This is a genomic window from Streptomyces sp. CY-1, from assembly GCF_047218265.1.
GTDB lineage: Bacteria > Actinomycetota > Actinomycetes > Streptomycetales > Streptomycetaceae > Streptomyces > Streptomyces niphimycinicus.
The window spans coordinates 6,054,492-6,076,451 of the sequence record NZ_CP178393.1; the positions used below are offsets into that span (position 1 = coordinate 6,054,492).

The 21,960-nt window shown below is 68.8% G+C and carries 19 protein-coding genes; 9 read left to right on the top strand and 10 right to left on the bottom strand.

The window, feature by feature from the left end:
- Positions 1-12: 12 nt before the first annotated feature.
- From gnd to dnaA, 3 genes are all read right to left on the bottom strand, one after another.
- Positions 13-894 carry a phosphogluconate dehydrogenase (NAD(+)-dependent, decarboxylating) gene (gene gnd / locus ACK1X7_RS26105; RefSeq protein WP_361504226.1) on the bottom strand — a complete coding sequence of 294 codons (882 nt, stop codon included), beginning with the start codon at positions 892-894 and terminating at the stop codon, positions 13-15.
- Between the two features lie 104 nt (positions 895-998).
- Positions 999-2,129, bottom strand: a complete 1,131-nt coding sequence (gene dnaN / locus ACK1X7_RS26110) for a DNA polymerase III subunit beta (protein WP_059143747.1) — start codon at positions 2,127-2,129, stop codon at positions 999-1,001.
- Between the two features lie 828 nt (positions 2,130-2,957).
- Positions 2,958-4,805: a chromosomal replication initiator protein DnaA gene (dnaA, locus tag ACK1X7_RS26115; protein WP_385138147.1), complete on the bottom strand. Its 1,848-nt coding sequence runs from the start codon at positions 4,803-4,805 to the stop codon at positions 2,958-2,960.
- A gap of 436 nt (positions 4,806-5,241) precedes the next feature.
- On the opposite strand from dnaA, the gene rpmH reads away from it, so the two are divergent.
- From rpmH to ACK1X7_RS26160, 9 genes are all read left to right on the top strand, one after another.
- Complete coding sequence (rpmH, locus tag ACK1X7_RS26120) at positions 5,242-5,379, top strand: 50S ribosomal protein L34 (protein ID WP_009716483.1); 138 nt, start codon at positions 5,242-5,244, stop codon at positions 5,377-5,379.
- 24 nt (positions 5,380-5,403) lie between these two features.
- A complete protein-coding gene (rnpA, locus tag ACK1X7_RS26125) occupies positions 5,404-5,787 on the top strand; it encodes a ribonuclease P protein component (protein ID WP_078505643.1) in 384 nt (127 codons plus the stop codon).
- Positions 5,784-6,101: a membrane protein insertion efficiency factor YidD gene (gene yidD, locus ACK1X7_RS26130; RefSeq protein ID WP_361503103.1), complete on the top strand. Its 318-nt coding sequence runs from the start codon at positions 5,784-5,786 to the stop codon at positions 6,099-6,101. Before rnpA ends, yidD begins: the two co-directional genes overlap by 4 nt.
- A 3-nt stretch (positions 6,102-6,104) precedes the next feature.
- Positions 6,105-7,247, top strand: a complete 1,143-nt coding sequence (gene yidC / locus ACK1X7_RS26135; RefSeq protein WP_385138149.1) for a membrane protein insertase YidC — start codon at positions 6,105-6,107, stop codon at positions 7,245-7,247.
- Positions 7,248-7,262: 15 nt separating this feature from the next.
- Positions 7,263-7,772 carry a protein jag gene (locus ACK1X7_RS26140; RefSeq protein WP_059143744.1) on the top strand — a complete coding sequence of 170 codons (510 nt, stop codon included), beginning with the start codon at positions 7,263-7,265 and terminating at the stop codon, positions 7,770-7,772.
- Positions 7,773-7,883: 111 nt separating this feature from the next.
- Complete coding sequence (gene rsmG, locus ACK1X7_RS26145; RefSeq protein WP_078642436.1) at positions 7,884-8,597, top strand: 16S rRNA (guanine(527)-N(7))-methyltransferase RsmG; 714 nt, start codon at positions 7,884-7,886, stop codon at positions 8,595-8,597.
- Between the two features lie 226 nt (positions 8,598-8,823).
- Positions 8,824-9,909: a ParA family protein gene (locus tag ACK1X7_RS26150; protein WP_078505641.1), complete on the top strand. Its 1,086-nt coding sequence runs from the start codon at positions 8,824-8,826 to the stop codon at positions 9,907-9,909.
- A complete protein-coding gene (locus tag ACK1X7_RS26155; protein ID WP_385138151.1) occupies positions 9,906-11,048 on the top strand; it encodes a ParB/RepB/Spo0J family partition protein in 1,143 nt (380 codons plus the stop codon). The genes ACK1X7_RS26150 and ACK1X7_RS26155 overlap by 4 nt, the downstream gene beginning before the upstream one ends.
- A gap of 331 nt (positions 11,049-11,379) precedes the next feature.
- Positions 11,380-11,997: a GNAT family N-acetyltransferase gene (locus ACK1X7_RS26160; RefSeq protein WP_216344905.1), complete on the top strand. Its 618-nt coding sequence runs from the start codon at positions 11,380-11,382 to the stop codon at positions 11,995-11,997.
- 75 nt (positions 11,998-12,072) lie between these two features.
- On the opposite strand, the gene trxA is transcribed toward ACK1X7_RS26160, so the two are convergent.
- From trxA to ACK1X7_RS26195, 7 genes are all read right to left on the bottom strand, one after another.
- Positions 12,073-12,402, bottom strand: coding sequence for a thioredoxin (gene trxA / locus ACK1X7_RS26165; protein WP_014061966.1), 330 nt, complete (start codon positions 12,400-12,402; stop codon positions 12,073-12,075).
- 42 nt (positions 12,403-12,444) lie between these two features.
- Positions 12,445-13,395: a thioredoxin-disulfide reductase gene (gene trxB, locus ACK1X7_RS26170; protein ID WP_059143740.1), complete on the bottom strand. Its 951-nt coding sequence runs from the start codon at positions 13,393-13,395 to the stop codon at positions 12,445-12,447.
- A 154-nt stretch (positions 13,396-13,549) separates the two neighbouring features.
- On the bottom strand, positions 13,550-14,515 hold the full coding sequence (locus tag ACK1X7_RS26175; RefSeq protein ID WP_390794040.1) for a hypothetical protein: 966 nt from the start codon (positions 14,513-14,515) through the stop codon (positions 13,550-13,552).
- Positions 14,512-15,201 (bottom strand): RNA polymerase sigma factor SigM, encoded by a 690-nt coding sequence (gene sigM / locus ACK1X7_RS26180; RefSeq protein ID WP_014061963.1) that lies wholly within the window; start codon positions 15,199-15,201, stop codon positions 14,512-14,514. Before sigM ends, ACK1X7_RS26175 begins: the two co-directional genes overlap by 4 nt.
- Positions 15,202-15,237: 36 nt before the next feature.
- Positions 15,238-16,953: a protein kinase family protein gene (locus ACK1X7_RS26185; RefSeq protein ID WP_385138156.1), complete on the bottom strand. Its 1,716-nt coding sequence runs from the start codon at positions 16,951-16,953 to the stop codon at positions 15,238-15,240.
- Positions 16,954-17,063: 110 nt separating this feature from the next.
- Positions 17,064-19,442 carry a murein biosynthesis integral membrane protein MurJ gene (gene murJ / locus ACK1X7_RS26190; protein WP_390794039.1) on the bottom strand — a complete coding sequence of 793 codons (2,379 nt, stop codon included), beginning with the start codon at positions 19,440-19,442 and terminating at the stop codon, positions 17,064-17,066.
- Positions 19,443-19,490: 48 nt separating this feature from the next.
- Positions 19,491-21,848 carry a DUF6049 family protein gene (locus ACK1X7_RS26195; RefSeq protein ID WP_413115709.1) on the bottom strand — a complete coding sequence of 786 codons (2,358 nt, stop codon included), beginning with the start codon at positions 21,846-21,848 and terminating at the stop codon, positions 19,491-19,493.
- Between the last annotated feature and the right edge of the window lie 112 nt (positions 21,849-21,960).

The following is a 21,960-nucleotide window of genomic DNA, read 5'->3' on the forward strand; positions in this document are numbered from 1 at the left end:
CCCGTGGGGTGGTTACTTGTCGCTGCTCTCGACCGCGTGACCGCCGAACTGATTGCGCAGCGCGGCGATCATCTTGATCTGCGGCGAGTCCTCCTGACGGGAGGCGAACCGGGCGAAGAGCGACGCGGTGATCGCGGGCAGCGGCACGGCGTTGTCGATCGCCGCCTCCACGGTCCAGCGGCCCTCACCGGAGTCCTCCGCGTAGCCGCGCAGCTTCGCCAGGTGCTCGTCCTCGTCCAGGGCGCGCACGGCCAGGTCCAGCAGCCAGGAGCGGATGACCGTGCCCTCCTGCCAGGAGCGGAAGACCTCGCGGACGTCGGTGACCGAGTCCACCTTCTCCAGCAGCTCCCAGCCCTCGGCGTACGCCTGCATCATCGCGTACTCGATGCCGTTGTGGACCATCTTGGCGAAGTGGCCCGCACCGACCTTGCCCGCGTGCACGGCGCCGCCCTCGCCCTCGGGCTTGAGCGCGTCGAAGACCGGCTGGACCTTGGCCACATGCTCGGCGGCGCCGCCGTACATCAGCGCGTAGCCGTTCTCCAGGCCCCAGACGCCGCCGGAGACACCGCAGTCGACGAAGCCGATGCCCTTGGCGTTGAGCTGCTCGGCATGCTTCTCGTCGTCGGTCCAGCGGGAGTTCCCGCCGTCCACCACGATGTCGCCGGGCGACAGCAGCTCGGCCAGCTCGTCGATGGTGATCTGGGTCGGGACGCCCGCCGGGACCATGACCCACACCACGCGCGGGCCCTTGAGCTTGCTGACGAGCTCATCGATGCTGTGGACATCGGCGACGTCCGGGTTCCGGTCGTAGCCGATGACGGTGTGGCCTGCGCGGCGAATGCGCTCGCGCATATTGCCGCCCATCTTGCCGAGGCCGATGAGACCGAGCTCCATCAGTGATCCTTCATGCCGTAGTGCGTTGCGTTTCGCGGTGAGTCCGAGCCTACGCCCGCGGGTAGCCGCACAGATGTGGGCTACACCTGCTCATTCGCTCGCTCTCAGCCGCTGAGCCGCACCGGCATGATCAGGTACTTGTACGCCTCGTCCGCCTCGGCGTCCATGGCGGGCTTGCCACTGAGCAGCGCGGGCTTGGTCGAGGTGGTGAAGGACAACTGGGCGACCGGCGAGTCGATCGCGCTGAGGCCGTCCAGCAGGAACGTCGGGTTGAAGGCGATCGAGATGTCGTCGCCGTCGAGCTGCGCGTCCACCCTCTCCACAGCCTGTGCATCGTCGCTGGATCCCGCCTCCAGGATCAACACGCCCTGCTCGAAGGTGAGCCGCACCGGGGTGTTCCGCTCGGCGACCAGGGCCACACGCTTGACGGCCTCGACGAACGGGGGCGTCTCGATCACCGCGACCGAGTTGAACTCGGTGGGGAAGAGCGTGCGGTACTTCGGCAGATCGCCCTCGAGCAGCCGGGTGGTCGTACGGCGCCCGGCGCCCTCGAAGCCGATCAGGCCCTCGCCAGCACCCGAGCCGGAGAGCGCGAGCGCGACGGTGTCACCGCTGGTCAGCGACTTGGCGGTGTCGAGGAGCGTCTTGGCGGGCACCAGCGCGACGGCGGAGATGTCGGGGGTCTCGGGCTTCCACAGGAACTCGCGGACCGCGAAGCGGTAGCGGTCGGTGGAGGCCAGCGTGACGGTGTCGCCCTCGATCTCGATCCGCACACCCGTGAGCACCGGCAGGGTGTCGTCACGGCCGGCGGCGATGGCGACCTGGGCAGCGGCGGCGGCGAAGACCTCACCGGGGACGGTGCCGGTCGCGGTCGGCATCTGCGGCAGCGCCGGGTATTCCTCCACAGGCAGGGTGTGGAGTGTGAATCGCGAGGAGCCGCAGACGACGGTCACCCGCACCCCGTCGCTGGAGATCTCCACAGGGCGGTTGGGGAGGGCACGGCAGATGTCGGCGAGGAGCCGGCCGGAGACGAGGACCGTGCCGTCGTCCTCGATGTCGGCCTCCACGGAGACGCGGGCCGAGACCTCGTAGTCGAAGCCGGAGAGGCTGAGTGCGCCTTCCTCCGCCTTCATGAGGATGCCCGCGAGGACGGGCACCGGCGGTCGGGCCGGGAGGCTGCGGGCCGTCCAGGCCACCGCCTCCGCGAGTACATCGCGCTCCACCCGGATCTTCACCGTAAGCCGCCTCCTGCTGTTGCTGGCTCGCCCTGCTGGCCTTCGTCGTCGGCTGAGTAGCCGGAGACCAGTCTGACGCACGCCGCCGACAGTCGGTGCGGCTCGGGGTCAAGTCGGTGCGCGGGGTGTCGGGCTGCTCGGCCCGAGGTTGTGCACAGGCCCCGCTTCGAAGCGGTTTCCTCGCTATAACTCTGTGGTCGTAGTAGTAGGGCCTGTGGAAACCGTGGAAAACTGACTTTTCCCTGGTCAGCGGCGGTTTTTTGTCCACCGGGCCTGTGGGCGACGGCGGTGGACAACCAGGGTTGTCTGTGGATGCCGAAGAGTTCTGCACATGCGATGCACAGACATCGCCCGGTTCTCCCCAGCGCCGTCCCCAGTTTTACCCACCTTCCCCACAGCCCAACCCGCCTCCTTGGTGTGACGCCTTTCACTCGCGCCGGTGACCGTGGCCATTTCGTTGCCGAACAGTGGACAGCGGTGTGGAGAAGCTGTGGGCAACGGGCCTTCGGCTGTGGGTTGCCGGTGGACAAGCTGACGCACGGCCTGTGGGTATCTCGGTCGTCCACAGTCTGTGGACTCCCGATAGCCACAATTCCACAACCACCTGACCTCGGCGGATGCCCTCCCCACCGGGCACCCTGTGGACGCGATCGGGACAACTTCCACGTCCCCAGGGTGTGGACGGTGGATGGGCCGCGTATCTGTGGAGAACCGGGCCGGCCGGGCCGGGAATCGAACAGCTCGTAGGGATGAACGACGAAGGGCGCCCCGGGAGTTGTCCCTCCCGGAGCGCCCTTCAGCGGTTCGCGGTGGCCCTGTGGGCCCCTCTCAGCCGTTCTTGATGCGGTTGGTCAGCTCGGTCACCTGGTTGTAGATGGAGCGCCGCTCGGCCATCAGCGCCCTGATCTTGCGGTCGGCGTGCATGACCGTCGTATGGTCGCGGCCGCCGAACTGCGCGCCGATCTTGGGCAGCGACAGATCGGTCAGCTCCCGGCAGAGATACATCGCGATCTGCCGCGCGGTGACCAGCACCCGGCTGCGGGAGGCGCCGCACAGATCATCGACCGTATGCCCGAAGTAGTCGGCGGTCGCGGCCATGATCGCGGTGGCGGTGATCTCCGGGGCCGCGTCCTCGCCGCCGGGGATCAGATCCTTCAGCACGATCTCGGTGAGGCCGAGATCCACCGGCTGCCGGTTCAGGCTCGCGAAGGCGGTGACGCGGATGAGCGCGCCCTCCAGCTCACGGATGTTGCGGGAGATCCGCGAGGCGATGAACTCCAGCACCTCCGGCGGCGCGTTGAGCTGCTCCTGGACCGCCTTCTTACGGAGGATCGCGATACGCGTCTCCAGCTCCGGCGGCTGCACATCGGTGATCAGGCCCCACTCGAAGCGGTTGCGGAGCCGGTCCTCCAGGGTGACCAACTGCTTGGGCGGCCGGTCGGAGGAGAGCACGATCTGCTTGTTGGCGTTGTGGAGCGTATTGAAGGTGTGGAAGAACTCCTCCTGCGTCGACTCCTTGCTCGCCAGGAACTGGATGTCGTCGACCAGCAGGATGTCCATGTCGCGGTAGCGCTTGCGGAACGCGTCCGCCTTGCCGTCGCGGATGGAGTTGATGAACTCGTTGGTGAACTCCTCCGAGCTCACATAGCGCACCCGGGTGCCGGGATACAGGCTGCGCGCGTAGTGACCGATGGCGTGCAGCAGGTGGGTCTTGCCCAGCCCGGACTCCCCGTAGATGAACAACGGGTTGTACGCCTTGGCCGGCGCCTCGGCCACGGCGACCGCCGCGGCGTGCGCGAAGCGGTTGGACGCGCCGATGACGAAGGTGTCGAAGAGGTACTTGGGGTTCAGCCGCGCGGTCGGCTCACCGGGGCCGGACGCGGGCGCGGGCTGAGCGGCGAGCGGGCCGGGGGCGCCGGTCTGCGAGGGCAGGACGGGCGGTCCGCCGCGGGCGCGCTCGAGCGGGTCGGGCAGGTCGTGGCGCTGCTCGTACGGCGGGCGCTCGGGGCCGGGGCCCGGACCGCCGCCGGGACCGCCCGGCCCGGGGCGCTCGGCGCCGGGACCGCGGTAGTCGCCGCGCCGCTGCTGGTCATACGGCTGCTGGTCATAGCCGGACGGTGCGTGCTGGGAGGCGTAAGGATCGCCTTCGGGGAAACCGCCGAGCCGGGGCTGCTGCCAGCCGTAGTCGTCACGGGGCCGCGGCCAGGCGCCCGGTTCGGGGCGCGACTGCTGATAGCCGGGGTAGGCGGGGCGGGCCGACGGCAGATCGTCCGGCGCCTGGCGGCCATAGCCGTCCCGGCCGTCGTAGCTGTCGTAGGACTCGCGCTGCTCGCGGTTCTCATAGGACTCGCGCTGCTCGCGCTGGACCTGCGGGGGGACGACCGGTTCGCCGGCGGACTCGTCGACGGTGATCGCGATGCGGATCGGGCGGCCGCACTCCCGGCTCAGCGTTTCGCTGACGACGGGGGCCAGCCGGCCCTCCAGTACGCCCTTGGCGAATTCATTGGGGACGGCGAGCAGCGCGGTGTCGGCGACCAGCGCGAGGGGCTGGCACCGCTTGATCCAGTGCTCGTCCTTGGCCTCGACGCCTTGTCCGCCCTGTCCCGAGCCCTCTCCCAGCAGCCGCTCGAGCACGCGTGGCCACACTGCGGCAAGATCGGCAGGTACGTCAGCCACAGGGCACGCTCTCTCAGCTCGCTGGGTGGGGGACGCCGACAGGTCCCACGAATGCGTGGTTCTCGGGACGGGCGTGAAGGAATCGGAGCCCAGCCACGGTAGTCAGGCCGGGGTACGCGGTTCAAGTCGTTGTCCACAGGGTGTGTACAAATGTGCCATGCGATGTCGCCGGGCGTTCCCTTGCCCCTAGGCTGGGAGGGCAACCGCGCTGTCTTGGTGTCGCCACCGGTTTGACCGGATGGCGTAACCGCGCGTACCGTAACCAGGTCGAGTTGTCGATGGCTGCTGCCGCCTGCCTCCGATGGGCAAGGATCACGGGCGAGATGACCTGTGATCGTGAAGCGGTGCACTCGGGCGTATTGCGAGCTACTCGTGGGCGCACGGTGACAGCCAGGCGATAGACCGCCACCATCCGATTCATTTCTGGAGCCCCCGAGTGAGCAAGCGCACTTTCCAGCCGAACAACCGTCGCCGCGCGAAGACCCACGGCTTCCGGCTGCGGATGCGCACCCGTGCCGGCCGCGCGATCCTCGCGTCCCGCCGTAGCAAGGGTCGCGGACGCCTGTCGGCCTGAGCAGCCTGATCCAAGGTCCATGACGTGCTGCCTACCGAGCATCGGCTGAGGCGGCGCGAGGACTTCGCGGCCGCGGTACGCCGAGGACGCAGGGCCGGTCGCCCGCTCCTTGTCGTGCATCTTCGTACCGGCCTCACCAGCGGTGATACGGACCCGCACGCACCCGGGGAGAGTGCTCCTCCGGCGCGTGCGGGTTTCGTCGTAAGCAAGGCGGTCGGCGGCGCGGTCGTCCGCAATCTGGTGAAGCGGCGACTGCGTCATCTGATGCGGGACCGCATCGATCGTTTTGGCGCAGGTAGCCTTGTGGTCGTACGGGCGCTGCCCGGCGCGGGTGAGGCGGGTCACGACCAGCTTGCCCGCGATCTCGACACGGCAGTGCAGCGGCTACTGGGAGGGGTGCCGCGATGAAGTACCCGCTGCTGTGGTTGATCAAGCTGTACCAGTGGACCATCAGCCCGATGTTGGGACCGGTCTGCAAGTACTACCCGTCGTGCTCGCACTATGGCTACACGGCCATCGACCGGCACGGCGCGGTAAAAGGAACGGCGCTGACGGCCTGGCGCATCTTGCGCTGCAACCCATGGTCGCTCGGTGGCGTCGACCACGTACCGCCCCGGAAGCGTCCGGTGTGGCACCAGCGGCTGCGGAACCGCCTCGGCGGGCATCCGACTGCGGAGCCTGCCGCACAGCCCGAGACCCAGCCCAACGCCCAAGGAGCCTGATTCGTGGACACGATCCTCGGTCCTCTTTATGACGTAGTTTCCTGGATCATCGTCCAGTTCCACTCGTTCTACAGCCTTATTTTTGATCGAGACAGTGGCTGGGCGTGGGGTCTGTCCATCGTTTCGCTGGTGGTACTGATCCGTATCTGCCTCATCCCGCTCTTTGTGAAGCAGATCAAGTCGACGCGGAACATGCAGGCGCTCCAGCCCAAGATGAAGGCGATCCAGGAGCGCTACAAGAGCGACAAGCAGCGTCAGTCCGAAGAGATGATGAAGCTGTACAAGGAGACGGGGACCAACCCGCTCTCTAGCTGCTTGCCGATCCTCGCCCAGTCGCCGTTCTTCATTTCGCTGTACCAGGTGCTCAACCACATCGCGAACAACCGGCCGGTCGGTGTCATCACCGACCAGTCGATGCTGGACAGCGCCCGGAACGCCCATATTTTCGGTGCTCCGCTGTCGGTGAAGTTCATGGACTCGGCCTCGAAGGTCGAATCCCTCGGCGCCTCGCTGACCGATGTGCGCATCGTGACGATCACCATGATCGTCCTGATGTCGGCGTCGCAGTTCTTCACCCAGCGCCAGCTCATGACCAAGAACGTCGACCTCACGGTGAAGACGCCGTTCATGCAGCAGCAGAAGATGCTGATGTACGTCTTCCCGATCATGTTCGCCGTCTTCGGTATCAACTTCCCCGTCGGTGTCCTCGTCTACTGGCTGACCACCAACGTCTGGACCATGGGCCAGCAGATGTTCGTCATCCGCCGTAACCCGACCCCGGGCAGTGTCGCCTACCAGGCCCGCCAGGAGCGGCTGCGGGCCAGCGGCAAGCTGAAGGAGGAGCCGGCCGAGGTCGCCGCGAAGGAGGCTGCCGAGACGGCGCGTGCCAACCGTCAGCAGCCCAAGCGCCAGACCAAGGCGCAGCGCTCCACCACCGGTCACAGCAGGGCCGGCGCACAGTCGGGCTCCTCGGCCACCACGGAAAAGTCCGCCGAGGACAGGCCCGACCAGAAGCAGGGCGCGGGGCAGAAGAAGGGCGCGCAGGGCGGCAAGCCGGCCGGCGGCTCGGCCTCCGGCTCCTCCCGTGGCGCGAAGTCCGGCCAGCGCAAGGGCCAGCAGCGCCCCAAGCACCCGTCCAAGAAGTAACGAAGGAGTCCATCCGTGACGGAAGGCACCACCCCGGCCGCCGAGGGTGTCGACACCCTGTCCCGCCTTGAGCAGGAAGGGGAGATCGCGGCCGACTACCTCGAGGGGCTGCTGGACATCGCGGACCTCGACGGCGACATCGACATGGACGTCGAGGCCGACCGCGCAGCGGTGTCGATCATCAGCGACTCGACCAGCCGCGATCTTCAGAAGCTGGTCGGCCGCGACGGCGAGGTGCTGGAGGCCCTTCAGGAGCTGACCCGCCTCGCGGTGCACCGGGAGACCGGCGACCGCAGCCGGCTGATGCTCGACATCGCCGGATACCGGGCCCGTAAGCGTGCCGAGCTGACCGAGCTGGGGACCAAGGCCGCGGAGGAGGCGAAGGGCACCGCTCAGCCGGTGAAGCTGAAGGCGATGACGCCCTTCGAGCGGAAGGTGGTGCACGACGCTGTGGCCGCCGCCGGGCTGCGCAGCGAGTCCGAGGGCGAGGAGCCCCAGCGCTGCGTGGTCGTGCTTCCGGTCTGAAGCGGTTCCGCATCGTGATCCACACGGCCCCGTCTGTACGCAGACGGGGCCGAATCTTGTCAGCCTTACATCATCGTTCAGCACAGTGTTCGGTACGGAAGGACGGTCCCCGTGACGGAAGCAGCGGAGCTCCCCCCGGCGCCCCCCGAGGCAAGGGACGTATTCGGTGACCGCTTCCCGGAGGCCGTGCGCTACGGCGAGCTGCTGGCCGATGTGGGAGTGACGCGCGGGCTGATCGGCCCGCGCGAGGTGCCGCGGCTGTGGGAGCGGCATCTGCTGAACTGCGCGGTGCTCTCCGAAGTGGTGCCCGAGGAGGTCACCGTCTGCGATGTGGGGTCGGGGGCCGGGCTTCCCGGTATCCCGCTCGCCCTGACCCGGCCGGATCTCCAGATCACGCTTCTGGAGCCCTTGCTGCGGCGGACGAACTTTCTGCGGGAAGTGGTCGAGCTGCTGGGGCTGGAGCATGTGACGGTGGTGCGCGGCCGTGCCGAGGAGGTCCTCGGGAAGCTGACCCCGATGCATGTGGTGACGGCTCGGGCGGTGGCCCCGCTGGACCGGTTGGCCGGCTGGGGGGTTCCGCTGCTGCGCCCGTATGGCGAGATGCTGCTTCTGAAGGGCGACACCGCCGAGGAGGAGCTGAAGCAGGCCCGGGCCGCGCTCGGCAAGCTGGGGGTGGTGGAGACCTCGGTGCTGCATGTTGGAGAGGGAGTGGTGGACCCGCCCTCGACGGTGGTGCGGGTCGAGGTCGGGGAGAGCCCCGGGGGTGTGCGCTTCGCCGCGAAGCGGGCCAAGGCCGCTCGCCGGACGCCGCGCCGTCGGCCCTGAACCGAGGGCATTGCTCCATACAAGCTGGCAAAACTACGCATACCGGAGTGTCGCGACCAATCGGCGAGGGCTCCCGTGCATCGTGTTTCACGTGAAACGTCGCTCCCTGCTGCATGGAATCATCAGTCGCGGTCGTGCGGCGGCCTCGCCCCGCGACCGCCGACCCCGTATGAACGTGGATTCATCCACAGGAGAACGGGCCTCGCTGGTTCACGACCCCAAAAGCATGGCAGGCTCTGCTTATTGCGAGCCTGATGTCGAGGAGAGTGAATCCTTGCGGTCCGACGCCAACATCGCGGGGCCGATGACCGATCCGGTCCCCGGCCCCCGTACCGAATCGCCGGGGGAGGATGTTTCACGTGAAACGCCACCCCCGATGGACGACACCCCTATTGGCCGTGCCGCTCAACTGGCGGTAGAAGCTCTCGGCCGCGCCGGTGAGGGTCTGCCCCGGCCGGAGCAGACCCGGGTGATGGTGGTCGCCAACCAGAAGGGCGGGGTCGGAAAGACCACGACCACGGTCAACCTGGCCGCCTCGCTCGCCCTGCATGGTGGGCGGGTGCTGGTGATCGACCTCGACCCACAGGGCAATGCTTCGACGGCGCTGGGGATCGACCACCACGCCGAGGTCCCATCGATCTATGACGTGCTGGTCGACAGCAAGCCGCTGTCCGATGTGGTGCAGCCGGTCCCGGATGTGGAGGGACTCTTCTGCGCCCCGGCCACGATTGATCTCGCCGGTGCCGAGATCGAGTTGGTCTCTCTGGTGGCCAGGGAAAGCCGGCTGGAGCGGGCCATCCAGGCATATGAGCAGCCGCTGGACTACATCCTGATCGACTGCCCGCCCTCGCTGGGGCTGCTGACGGTCAATGCGCTGGTGGCCGGTGCCGAAGTGCTGATCCCGATCCAGTGCGAGTACTACGCGCTGGAGGGGCTGGGGCAACTGCTGCGGAATGTGGACCTGGTGCGGGGCCATCTCAACCCCAAGCTCCATGTCTCGACGATCCTTCTCACGATGTACGACGGCCGCACCCGGCTGGCCTCCCAGGTCGCGGACGAGGTGCGCAGCCACTTCGGCGGTGAGGTGCTTCGGACGAGCATTCCCCGATCGGTGCGTATCTCCGAGGCCCCCAGCTATGGGCAGACCGTCCTCACCTATGACCCGGGGTCCAGTGGGGCGCTCTCCTATCTCGAGGCGGCCCGCGAGATCGCCCTCAGAGGCGTCGGCGTGCACTACGAGGCCCAGCACGTCCATGCCTTGCCCGAGCTCAGCCAGCACGATCAGCACAGTATGCAGGAGGGGATTCAGTGAGTGAGCGACGCAGAGGACTGGGCCGTGGGCTCGGTGCCCTGATCCCTCCCGCGCCGAAGGGGGCGGACAACGCCGCATCCTCGGCGGGGGCGGGAACGGTCACGACGACCGGGGCCACCACCTCACCGACCGCGGTCCCGGTGCTCACCCAGGAGCGCGGAGTGGCGGCGGCCAAGGTGACGGCACTGTCGACGCACACCGTTCCACAGGAGCCCGAGCCCGCACCGCGGGAGGCGGAGCCCGAGGCCGCACCGGCGGCGATGCCGGAGGAGGTGGCCGGGGCGCACTTCGCCGAGCTGCCGCTGGACTTCATCACCCCCAATCCGCGGCAGCCCCGTGAGGTCTTCGACGAGGACGCGCTCGCGGAGCTGGTCACCTCTATCCAGGAGGTCGGTCTCCTCCAGCCCGTCGTCGTACGGCAGTTGGCACCGGAGCGCTATGAGCTCATCATGGGCGAGCGCCGCTGGCGGGCCTGTCGTGAGGCCGGGCTGGAGAAGATCCCCGCGATCGTCCGGGCCACCGACGACGAGAAGCTTCTGCTCGACGCGCTGCTGGAGAACCTGCACCGGGCCCAGTTGAACCCGCTGGAAGAGGCGGCGGCGTACGACCAGTTGCTGAAGGACTTCAACTGCACGCATGACGAACTGGCTGACCGCATCGGGCGCTCACGTCCGCAGGTCTCCAATACGCTGCGGCTGCTGAGGCTCTCCCCGTCCGTTCAGCGCAGGGTGGCGGCGGGGGTTCTCTCCGCGGGCCATGCGCGGGCGCTGCTCTCCGTGGACGACGCGGAGGAGCAGGACCGGCTGGCCCATCGCATTGTCGCCGAGGGGCTTTCGGTGCGTGCGGTGGAGGAGATCGTCACCCTGATGGGATCGCGATCGGGCGGTACGACGAAGACCAAGAGCCCGAGGGCGGGGACGAGGGTGTCCCCCGCGCTCACGGATCTGGCGTCGCGTCTCTCCGATCGGTTCGAGACGCGGGTGAAGGTCGACCTCGGTCAGAAGAAGGGGAAGATCGTCGTCGAGTTCGCCTCGATAGAGGATCTCGAGCGGATCCTCGGCTCGCTGGCTCCCGGTGAGGGGCCGGTGCTGGAGCAGCCGCTCTCCGCGGAGGGCGGAGCGGAGGACGAGGACGAGTGAGGCGCTGTCCGTGCGGCCGTGGCGATGCCGTACGGAAGGGCAGTGCGGGGCGGGTCGTGTTCCGACATGGTCGGAACACGACCCGCTGTTTGCTCAAGGGCGGTATCGGTGCATTCTCGGCACGGATACGATGCGATCAGGCAGGGCGGATCCAGGTGGAGGCGCCACATGTGGAGGGCAGGGCCATGCGATCGGTGAGCCGCACCGGACTGGTGGCCACAGGATTGGGCCTGGGAGCTGTCGGCGGCTTCGTCGGCAGTCTGCTCAGGGAGCGTAGTGCGCTGTCAGCCGCCCGTGGCGCGGCTGGCCACGGAAGTGAAGGACTGGCTTCATGGGGCGTCGGCTCGTACCGCTCACGTTGGACAACCTCCCGGACATCCCCAAGCGCTGTCGCGCCTGTGTCTTCTGGGAGCTCGATCCGGTCAGCGGCGAGGCAGCCGTAAGGGCCGGCCGGCCGGAGCTGGAGAAGGAGGCATGGATCTCGGCCGTGCTGCTGGAGTGGGGATCCTGCGGCCGGGTGGTCTATGTCGATGAGGTTCCGGTGGGCTTTGTGCTGTACGCGCCTCCGGCGTATGTGCCGCGCTCCACGGCCTTCCCGACCAGTCCCGTCGCGGCGGATGCCGTTCAGTTGATGACGGCGTGGCTGATGCCCGGATATCAGGGGCAGGGGCTGGGCCGGGTGATGGTGCAGACCGTCGCCAAGGATCTGATCCGCCGGGGCTTCAAGGCGGTGGAGGCGTTCGGGGACGCCTCCTGGAAGGAACCGGCGTGTGTGCTGCCCGCCGATCATCTGCTGGCCGTGGGCTTCAAGACCGTCCGGCCGCATCCGCGCTATCCCCGGCTGAGGCTCGAGCTGAGGACGACGATCTCCTGGAAGGAGGATGTCGAGCTGGCGCTGGACCGGCTGCTCGGCGCCGTCCAGAAGGAGCCCGCGCTTCGGCCGCTGTAGCGAGTTCCACGTGAAACACGAAAGGGGCTGCCCCATGGGCAGCCCCTTCGCGCATCAGCGCGACGTGTGGTTCGCTCAGCCGATGAAGTCGGCCAGGTCGCGCTCGATGGCGGCCTTGGGCTTGGCGCCGACGATGGTCTTGGCGACCTCGCCGCCCTGGTAGACATTGAGCGTCGGGATGGACATCACGCCGTACTTGGCGGCCGTCGCCGGGTTCTCGTCAATGTTGAGCTTGGCGATGACGATCTTGTCGGGGTGCTCGGCCGCGATGGCCTCCAGCGAGGGGGCGATCTGGCGGCACGGACCGCACCAGGCGGCCCAGAAGTCGACGAGTACCGGCTTGTCGCTCTTGAGGACCTTCTCCTCGAAGTCGGCGTCCGTCACGGTGACCGTGGCACCGGCCATGGCAATCTCCTTAGTGAGTTGGTGCAGGGGTGGGAAGCGAAGTCAGACGGTGGCGTCGCCCTGGCCCAGCGAGGCGAGGTACCGCTCGGCGTCCAGCGCCGCCGAGCAACCGGTGCCGGCCGCGGTGATCGCCTGACGGTAGGTGTGGTCCACGACATCGCCCGCGGCGAAGACACCGGGCAGGTTCGTCCGGGTGGTGGGCGCGTCCACCTTGAGGTAGCCCTCGTCGTCCAGGGCGAGCTGGCCCTTGAACAGCTCGGTGCGCGGGTCATGGCCGATCGCGATGAACAGCCCGGTGACCGGCAGCTCCGAGGTCTCGTCCTTCTTGACATCGCGAAGGGTGAGACCGGAGAGCTTGCCGTCGCCGTGGATCTCCTCGACCGCGCTGTCCCAGACGAACGAGATCTTCGGGTCGCCGAAGGCCCGCTCCTGCATCGCCTTGCTGGCGCGCAGGGTGTCCCGGCGGTGGACCACCGTGACCGACTTGGCGAACCGCGACAGGAAGGTCGCCTCCTCCATGGCAGTGTCCCCGCCGCCGATGACGGCGATGTCCTGGTCCTTGAAGAAGAACCCGTCACAGGTGGCACACCAGGAGACACCGCGGCCGGAGAGCTCGTCCTCGCGCGCCAGCCCCAGCTTGCGGTGCTGGGAGCCGGTGGTCACGATGACGGTCTTGGCGCGGTGGACCGTACCGGCGGAGTCGGTGACGGTCTTGATCTGCTCGGTGAGGTCGACCGCGACCACATCGTCCGGAATGAGCTCCGCGCCGAAGCGCTCGGCCTGGGCCCGCATGTTGTCCATCAGGTCGGGGCCCATGATCCCGTCCCGGAAGCCGGGGAAGTTCTCCACATCGGTGGTGTTCATCAGGGCACCACCCGCGGTCACGGAGCCTTCGAAGACCAGCGGCTTCAAGGAAGCGCGGGCGGTGTAGAGCGCGGCCGTATAGCCCGCGGGCCCGGAACCGATGATGATCACGTTGCGGACGTCGCTCACGGATGTCTTCCTTGTCTCTGCCGACTGCCGGACTGCTGACTGGGCGGGCGGCTCCGGGTCCCCCCGGAATTCCGCTGCCACCCCACCCAACGGATCCTACGGGTCAGGCATTCCCGAGCGCTGTCAGACAGGGCCCCGAGACGCGCGGTGCGCCTCAGGGGCGCGGATAGGTCCGGGTCACCAGAAGCTCCCCGGGAGATGTCGGAGACGCCGAGACGCAGGACGCGTCGATCACAAAGGCATCGACGAGCGAGCTGTCGGAGGGGTGCGGGAGGACGACGATATAGGCGGTCTGGCCGTCGTAGGTGTCCTGCTGCGCCGCGAGAGCCGGTTCCTTGCGACCGGTGCCGCTCTGTACACAGGAGGGCACATTCGGGTCGTCGGCGCGCAGCGGCACATCGGGTGAGTTGCCCTGCCCGGTGACCCCCTTCGACGCGGTGGACTTCCGGTCGGCGAGCAGCTCGTGCACACGGTCCTTGAGCGTGCCCGAGGAGAGGGTGGACTTCCCGGAGCTCTGGCTGGCATGGGCCTGGGTGCCGCCGTCGCCGTGCTCACCCGAGGAGCCGCCCTGGATGAAGAAGGAGCCGATGCCGATCACCGCCGCGGCGCAGGCGCCGCCGAGGACGACCTTGGGCCAGCGGCGGGCGCGGCCCGGTCGGGCGCCGGGTCCGGTGGACCCTCGTCCCGGCCCGGTGGCCCCACGCGGGCGCCCGGCGGGCCGGTCCGCCGCGGTGGAGGACTTGGACGCGGGCTTCACGGTGTCGGAGGAGGGGGCGCCGTCGCCGGTTTCACGTGAAACCGGCGTGGGTGCCGGGTCCGGCTGCGAAGTTTCACGTGAAACATCGGCCACCGCCTCGGGAGCGGTCGCGTCGAGAAGCGCTTCGGCGGCCAGCGCCGCGTCGATACGGCCCGCGATATCGGCGGGCATCCGCACCGGCCCTGGCAGCGTCCCGAGCAGGGAGCGGATTTCTTCCAGGGACGTCGATACGTCCGCGCACAGCACGCAGCTCGCGAGGTGAGTGCGCACATCGACGGCGCGCGACGGAGAGAGCAGACCCTCGGTGAGTGCGGAGATCTCCGCGACTTCAGGGTGCTCGTCCGTGTCCGTCGAGGATGTCACGCTCGCCCACCTCCGCCCTTCACGGCATCTGTGTCGTTCGGTCCTGCCGTCGGTGGGACGGACGTCCCCTGCGTCCGGTTCCTTCCCACGCCCGAGGGTGAGCTACCCCTCCCGCTGGGGTGGAGATGTGAGAGCAGTGGCAGCAGTCGTGCACGGCCGCGGGCACAGCGGCTCTTCACGGTGCCGGTCGGAACGTCCAGGACCTTCGCCGCCTCCGCGACGGGATAGCCCTGCATGTCGACCAGCACCAGGGCCGCGCGCTGCTCGGGAGGGAGGGTGCGCAGCGCCCGGAGCAGTTCGCGGTGGAGATCACCGCGCTCGGCGGGAGCGGCGGCTGATTCATGGGGTTCCAGAAGTTGCTCGAGCCGCTCGGTGTCGTCCACGGGGGAGGTGCGACGGGAGGCGGCCTTGCGGGCCCGGTCCAGACAGGCGTTGACCGTGATCCGGTGCAGCCACGTCGTCACGGCGGACTGGCCCCGGAAGGTGTGTGCGGCGCGGTAGGCGGAGACGAGCGCGTCCTGGACCGCGTCGGCCGCTTCCTCACGGTCGCCGAGGGTACGCAGCGCCACCGCCCAGAGTCTGTCGCGGTGGCGCCGCACTATTTCACTGAAGGCGTCCGGGTCGCCGTCGACGTGCCGGGCAAGGAGCTCGCCGTCGCTCGCCCCGCCGATGGTGGCGTCGTCCAACGTTGAGCCCCTCCCCTCTCGGCCGACCGTAGAGGGTCAGCCCTTGACCTTGATCTCCGAGATGCCGCCACGGTAGCGATCAGCGGTGCTGGCCGGAAGCTCGGTGATGTGAACCAGGACGTAACGCGTCCGTACTGGCTTGTCGAGAACGGTGGTCAGCTTCTTCCCGGTGCTCTTCAGATCGGTGAGGTGCTGGGAGAAGGCGCTGAGTGAGGTGGGGTTGGAGGCGGAGGGGTCCGCGGCGAGAACTTCCGCCTTATGGCCGGCGCGGTAGAAGTCGATGTCGATACTCGTGACGCTTTTGGCGCTGCCGAGGTCGACGACGATGCCGCTGCCCTGCTTGCGGTTGGGCAGGTTACCGAAGTTCGGGTAGTTCCAGAACTCCTTGGTCACCCAGGCGGTGTCCGCGTCGCCGTCCACGGCGCCATTGACCTTGCCAGCGGCGAAGGGCGGACCCAACGGGGAGAACTCCGTGGCGCTCGCGATGTCGAGTGGCTTGCCCACGGGCCGCTTGCCCTTGCCGTCGTCCTTCTCGCTGGAGGACTTGCCCGGGTCGGACTTGTTCTCCTCCTTGAGGAGCGTGTCCGCGAGCTGCCAGCTACCGAGGCCGAGAGCGGCGATCAGAAGGGCGGAGACGGTCCACTTGAGGGCCTTGCCCGTGCGGCTCTGCAACGGCGGCGGAGGCGGCATGGGAGCGGCCGGGCGGGCCGTGTGCGCGGCGCCGCCACGGTTCGGCGGCTGGCCGTACACGCCCTGTTGGTACGTCGTGCGCGAATACGCCGGCGAAGGGGTGTAGGCGGGCTCCGGCGGGCGGATGCGCGGCATGGCCGCGACGGCCTTGGCCAGCTCCTCGGGGGTGGTGCAGGGCTGGTCCTGACGAGAGGCGGTGGCCCCGTCGTTGACCAGCGCGCGCATCGCGAGCTCGGACAGACCGCGGTGCACTCCCGCGCGGACCTGGTCGGGGGCGATCAGGCCCACGCCCTTGGGCAGCCCGGAGAGGCCATAGGCATCGGTGTCATACGGCCAGCGCTGAGTGAGCGCCGCGTACAGCAGCGCGCCGATCGCCTCGGTGTCCGTGCGCTGCGGGTGGTCGGCGCTGATGCCGCGCAGGGCGGCCATCACGGCGAGTCCCCGGATGCGGTACTGGCCGGACTCGGTGCGCAGCACGGAGCCGGGGTTCAGCCGCAGATGGGCCAGGCCCTCGCGGTGAGCGGCGGCCATGGCCTGGGAGACCTGGCTGACCAACTGGTACGCGTCGTGCGGCTCGAGCGGCCCGGCGGCCAGCACGGCGGTGAGTTCGGTGGCGTCGGGAAGCCACTCATGGACGACATAGACGAGATCGTTCTCCTCGACGGCGTCGAGGACCTGGACGAAGCGGGGGTCGCCCAGCAAGGCCGCCGAACGGGCGGCGGCGAGCACCGGCCTGGCGCGCGGATGGTCGGCGGGCAGGACATGCACGCCGACGGCACGCCGCAGTTTCTCGTCCACGGCACGCCAACTGCTGAATCCGTCCAGACGGGTGACGCACTCCTCCAGACGGTAGCGTCTGGCCAACTTATGACCGCTGTGCAGCTCGAGGGGGCCCGCTTCGGCCGCGGCGCCCACCTCATCGGTGACCGCGGCCTCCGTCCCCTTACCGACCTTCTCTTTCGTCCCCGCCCCGTCGGCCGTGGCCTTGCCCGCCTCGGCGGTCAGCGGCTCCTCTCCACCGCTGTCGGCCACGTCGACGGCAGCCGTGCTCCGTTCCGCCACCGTCGTTCCTGCCTCCCCATCCGTTGCGCCTACTCCGAGCCAAGACAATTGTGCCCACAGTCCGCCGCTATGCACGACACACGGTGGCGGACGATGGTTGTGCTCAATGATCAGCGTCCGAGTCGTCCGCGCACCATACCGACCATGGCCGTCAGTTCCTCAACGCGCATCCGTTTCGCAGCAATGTAGAAGACCGCGATAAGAACGAGACCGCCGCCCAGCAAACCCGCTACAGAGCCGGCGATGCCCATTCCGAGGGTCTGCATGATGGTGTACGCCGAACCGCCGCCCAGGATGGCGGCGGGGATGCTGGCGCCCGTGAGGCGGGTGTAGGTGCGGATGACTCGGGGGCCGTCCAGATCGCCGCCCAGCCGCTTGCGCAGCCGCTTCCAGGCCACGCCCACGCCGGTGGCGTAGGCCAGGCCGTAGGCGGCCGCCATACCGGCGACGGCCCAGCGGGCGGGGAGTACGACATAGGCGAGCGCGGAGCCGGCGGCGTTGACAGCGGCGATGATCACCGTGTTGTAGAAGGGGGTGCGGGTGTCCTCGTAGGCGTAGAAGCCGCGGAGGACGACGTACTGCACGGAGAAGGGGATCAGGCCGAGGCTGAACGCCATGAGGATGTAGCCCATGGAGACGGCCGCGTCGGTGCCGGAGGCGCCGAACAGCAGCGTGCACATGGGGATGCCCAGGGCGATGAAGCCGAAGGCGAGCGGGACGATGGCGACGGCGGAGGTGCGCAGCCCCTGCGAGATGTCGTCGCGGACCGCTCCGGCGTCCCCGTCGTGGGCCGCCCGGGAGATCCGGGGCAGCAGCGAGGCCATGACGGAGACGGTGATGATCGCCTGCGGCATGCCCCAGATGAGCTGGGCGCTGGAGTAGCCGACGAAGCTCATGCCCGGCGCGTTCTGGTTCTCGGCCTCGGCACCGGCCGCGGTGGAGAGCTGGGTCACGACCAGCACGCCCGCCTGGTTGGCGAGGACGAACAGCACCGTCCACTTGGCCAGTTTGGCGGCCTTGCCGAGGCCGTGGCCGCGCCAGTCGAAGCGTGGCCGGAAGCGGAAGCCGGTGGCCCGCAGGTACGGGAACATCGCCAGGGACTGCACGACGAGTCCCAGCAGGGTGCCCATGCCCAGCAGCCGAATGCCTTCGGCGGTGATGGTGGTGGTGTCCATCTTGGAGCCGCCGGCGGAGCCGAACACCCAGATGAACAGGCCGAAGGTGAAGATTATGACGATGTTGTTCAGGACGGGCGTCCACATCATCGCCCCGAACCGGCCCCGGGCATTGAGGATTTGGCCGACCACCACGTGAATGCCCATGAAGAAGATGGTGGGCAGGCAGTAGCGGGCGAAGGTGACCGCGACCTCGTTGTCGGCGGGGTTGTCCGCGATGGTCGGCGACATCACGCGGATCAGCAACGGCGCGGCGAACACGGTCACCGCGACCAGGAGGCCGAGCACCACCATCACCAGGGTGAGCAGCCGGTTGGCGAACGCCTCGCCGCCGTCGTCGTCCTCCTTCATCGCGCGCACGAGCTGCGGGACGAAGACCGAGTTCAGACCGCCGCCGATGGTGAGGATGTACACCATCGTCGGCAGCGTGTACGCGAGGGCATAGGTGGAGCCGAGGGTGGCCGCGCCCAGCCCCGCGAGGACCACCATCTGCCGGACGAAGCCGGTGAGCCGGGAGACCAGGGTGCCCGCGGCCATCAGCGCGCTGGACTGGAGCACGCTGGACGCGCGGCCCTTGCCCGCTGAGGGGTTCTTCGGCTCGGGCTCGGCCGCGGGGGCGGTCACGATGGGAGCGGCCACCGTGGGAGCGGCGGCCGCGGCATGGGCGGACTCGGACCTCGACGGTCCGGGGACCGGTGCCTGCCCCTGCCCGTGCGGGTGGTTCTCCGGGCCCTGCTGGTAGCCCTGGCTCTGGGCGGCCCGGGGGTCATAGGGCTGCTGATCGCGGTAGAGATGCGCGAAGGCGTCCCGCTGCGGCTGCTGTGGCGCGCCGTAGCCGTCGCCGGCGCCCGGATAGCCGGGGCCCGGCTGACCGCCGGTGTACGGCTGCTGTGCCGCGCCCTGGTGGCCGGCCTGGTGGCCGGGGGCGGCGTCGGAGTGCCAAGCGCGCGGGTCGGGGCCCTGCGGGGTGGGGGGCTGCTGGTATTGCTGCTGCTGGTAGCCCCCCTGCTGCGGTGTCTGAGGGGCGTGCCGGTCGTACAGCGGATCCGTCAGCGGGTCGTGGGCGTAGCGATCCTGCGTCGGATACGGGTAGGGCGTGAAGCTGCCCGTCGCGTACGCATCGTCGAGATACGGATCCGGTGCGTAGTACTGCTGGCCGTACGACTGGCGCGGATCGGCCTGGGGGGCCTGGTGGGCGTCGCCCAGATACGGATCGCGCTGGTGCGGTTCCTGTCCGTAAGGGTCGTGGGAGCCGTGGGGAGAAGGCTGCGGCGGTGGTGGCACTCGGCCATCACCGTCATACGGCGCGTTCATCGCTACCCCACCTCATCGTCCGCTGCGGCCGACCGGCCCCGGCATTGCTCAACGCTCCACTTTCTCACCCGAGCCGGACGGGCCAGCGCTTTGCGATCCGGTGTCCGCCGCCGGGTCACTCGGCTGCTCGGGCACGAGGGCGTGCGCGGGGTCACGCCGGTCGGTCTCCGGGGCCTCGCTGTCGTCCTCATCCTGCCCGTGCGCCGTCTCGGCGTCTTCCCCGTCTCCGCCGTCCTCACCGCTCCTGGCGGCCGCGCGCTTGCGCTGGACGTAGATCCGGACACCGGCGAGGACCAGCAGCAGCACACCGCCGGCGATCACGAGAATCACGGTCGACGTGATTTCGGTGACATTCACCTCGAACAGCATCTCGCGGCCGTAAGGCTGTCCGTCCGGGGTGTAGAGCTGGGCCGAGACCCACACCGGGCCGTTCGCGTTGGCCGTGGTCCCGAACTTCACGGACTGGCTGTGGCCGCCCTCCACATTGACGAGCTGAGGGTCGCTGATCGCCAGCCGGTTGCCCTGCTGGGAGCGGAGGACGAGCCGTAGGTCGACACCCTGCACCAGGTTGTTCTGAAGGGTCACCGGGACGGTCGCGCTCCGCCCGGAGAGGGTCATGTCCGTCTTGGGGACCAGGCGCACCTTCTTGGTGAGCCCGGACAGATAAGTCTGCACGTCGTGCCGGAAGCCGGCCGCGTTCCGCGCCTCGCTGCGCCATGAGGTCGACATCTCGCGCCTGATCGCGTTCCCGAAGGGAGTGACCACCCGGTACTTGGCGGTCAGAATCGGCTCGAAATTGTCCAGGGTCTTCTGGGTCTCCTGGATCCTGTCGAACGCCTCGGTGGGCAGTTCCCGCGCGCGCAGCGACCGGGGGTAGGAGCGGGAGCTCGGCACCCGCTGGGTGGCGCTCGGGTCGGGCTTCGCCTTCGCCGCCTGTCCCAGGCTCAGCGGCTGCGTCCACTGCCCGGAGAGGCCCTCCAGGGCCGCCGCCATCGCCTGCGCCTGGCTGGTGGTGGGCGTCCGCTGGGGGGCGACCACGATGCTGCGCTGCTTGTCCGGCGCCTGAAGGTTGAACATCTGGCTCTGGGCCAGGAAGGTCTGGATGGCGAGGGTGGAGTTCTCCGCCTTGGTCATGTCGCCGGTGAAGGCCGTCGACAGCCGTGCGTCGGCGACCACCGCCGTATTGCCGCCGCCGATCTGGCGGGCCGCGGTGGGGGTGTAGGGGAGCCCGCCGGTCTCGCGCAGGCTGTCGCTGCGGGCGATGACGTTGTGGGCGCCCGCGGAGGTGGCGACGTCCACGATCGAGGAGTCGACCGCCCCGTCCACGGGCCAGGCGAAGTCCGTGCGCGGCTTCACTCCGAGGATGGTCTCCACGGTCGTGGAGGCGAGCTCGGTGGCGCCCTGGAGGTGGCTGAGGGTGCCGGTGACGTTCTTACCGCGGTGGGCGAGCGAGGCGAGGTCGGGGTCGGCGAACGGCAGGGCGACCACCTGCTTGCCTTCCACGGCCTTCTGTAGGGCGTCCAGCCACTGCTTGGCGACCGTCTGGCCGTGGCCCGCCGTGGTCCCCTTGCCCGAGGGGTTCTGGACCTCGTACTTCTTGGTCATCGCGTCGACCGTGGCGAGCAGATCGGGGTCGATCACCCAGGTGATGGGGAGGTTTTTCCCCAGGGCGACCATCTGCTGGAGACGGCCGCCGGGGGCCAGCTCCTTGGCGAGGCGGTCGTCCCGGAAGATCGGGGTGCGGTCCTCGTCGTTGTCCGTGCGCGCGGTCACATGGGTGGCGGAGATCAGCGGCCACAGATAGGTGAGCTGGGACTTGTGCGTGGCCGAGCCGGACTGCCAGGGCAGGAAGGTCCGCTCGATGCCCAGCACCTGCGGCCAGGGCTGACTGGAGGTGCCACCGGTGAGCGAGACACCGAGTTGATAGACGCCGTTCTCCCCCAGGTGCAACTGGTCCACCGGTATGGAGAGGGAGAAGTCACGGCTGGCGCCGGCCGACAGCTTGCCGATCTTCTTGGCGTATTTGCCGTCCACCTCGGTGCCGTCGAGGCCCTCCGTATAGCCGGTGCGGCGGGCGGCGGTGTCGATCGCGCTGCGGCCGTCCATGGTCGGACCGACGCGGAGGCCCACCCGGGCCCCCGACACCGTGCTCCTGGTCTCGTTGGTGACGGTGCCGCTGACGGTGAGGGTGTCGCTCTTCTCCGGCGCGGTGGGGGTCAGCGAGGTGATGGAGACGTCCACCGACCGTGAGCCGGTGGCCTTGCTCTCCGCGTGGGCGGCGGGTGCCGCCGGAATCTGTGTCAGGCCCGCGAGCATCGGCGCCGCGGCGAGCAGGGCCGCTGTGCGCCGCAACCATCGTCGGGCGCGAGCGGAAGTTGTCCCCCGGAGGTCTGCCGCATCGGCCACGCGCTCGCCCGTCCCTTGTCGTCAGTAGGTCGTCAGTGGTCGTCGCAATGTGCGTCCACGAAATGGTAACGATGCCCGCTGTGACGAAGTGCTGTGGATGGCTCCACAAGAT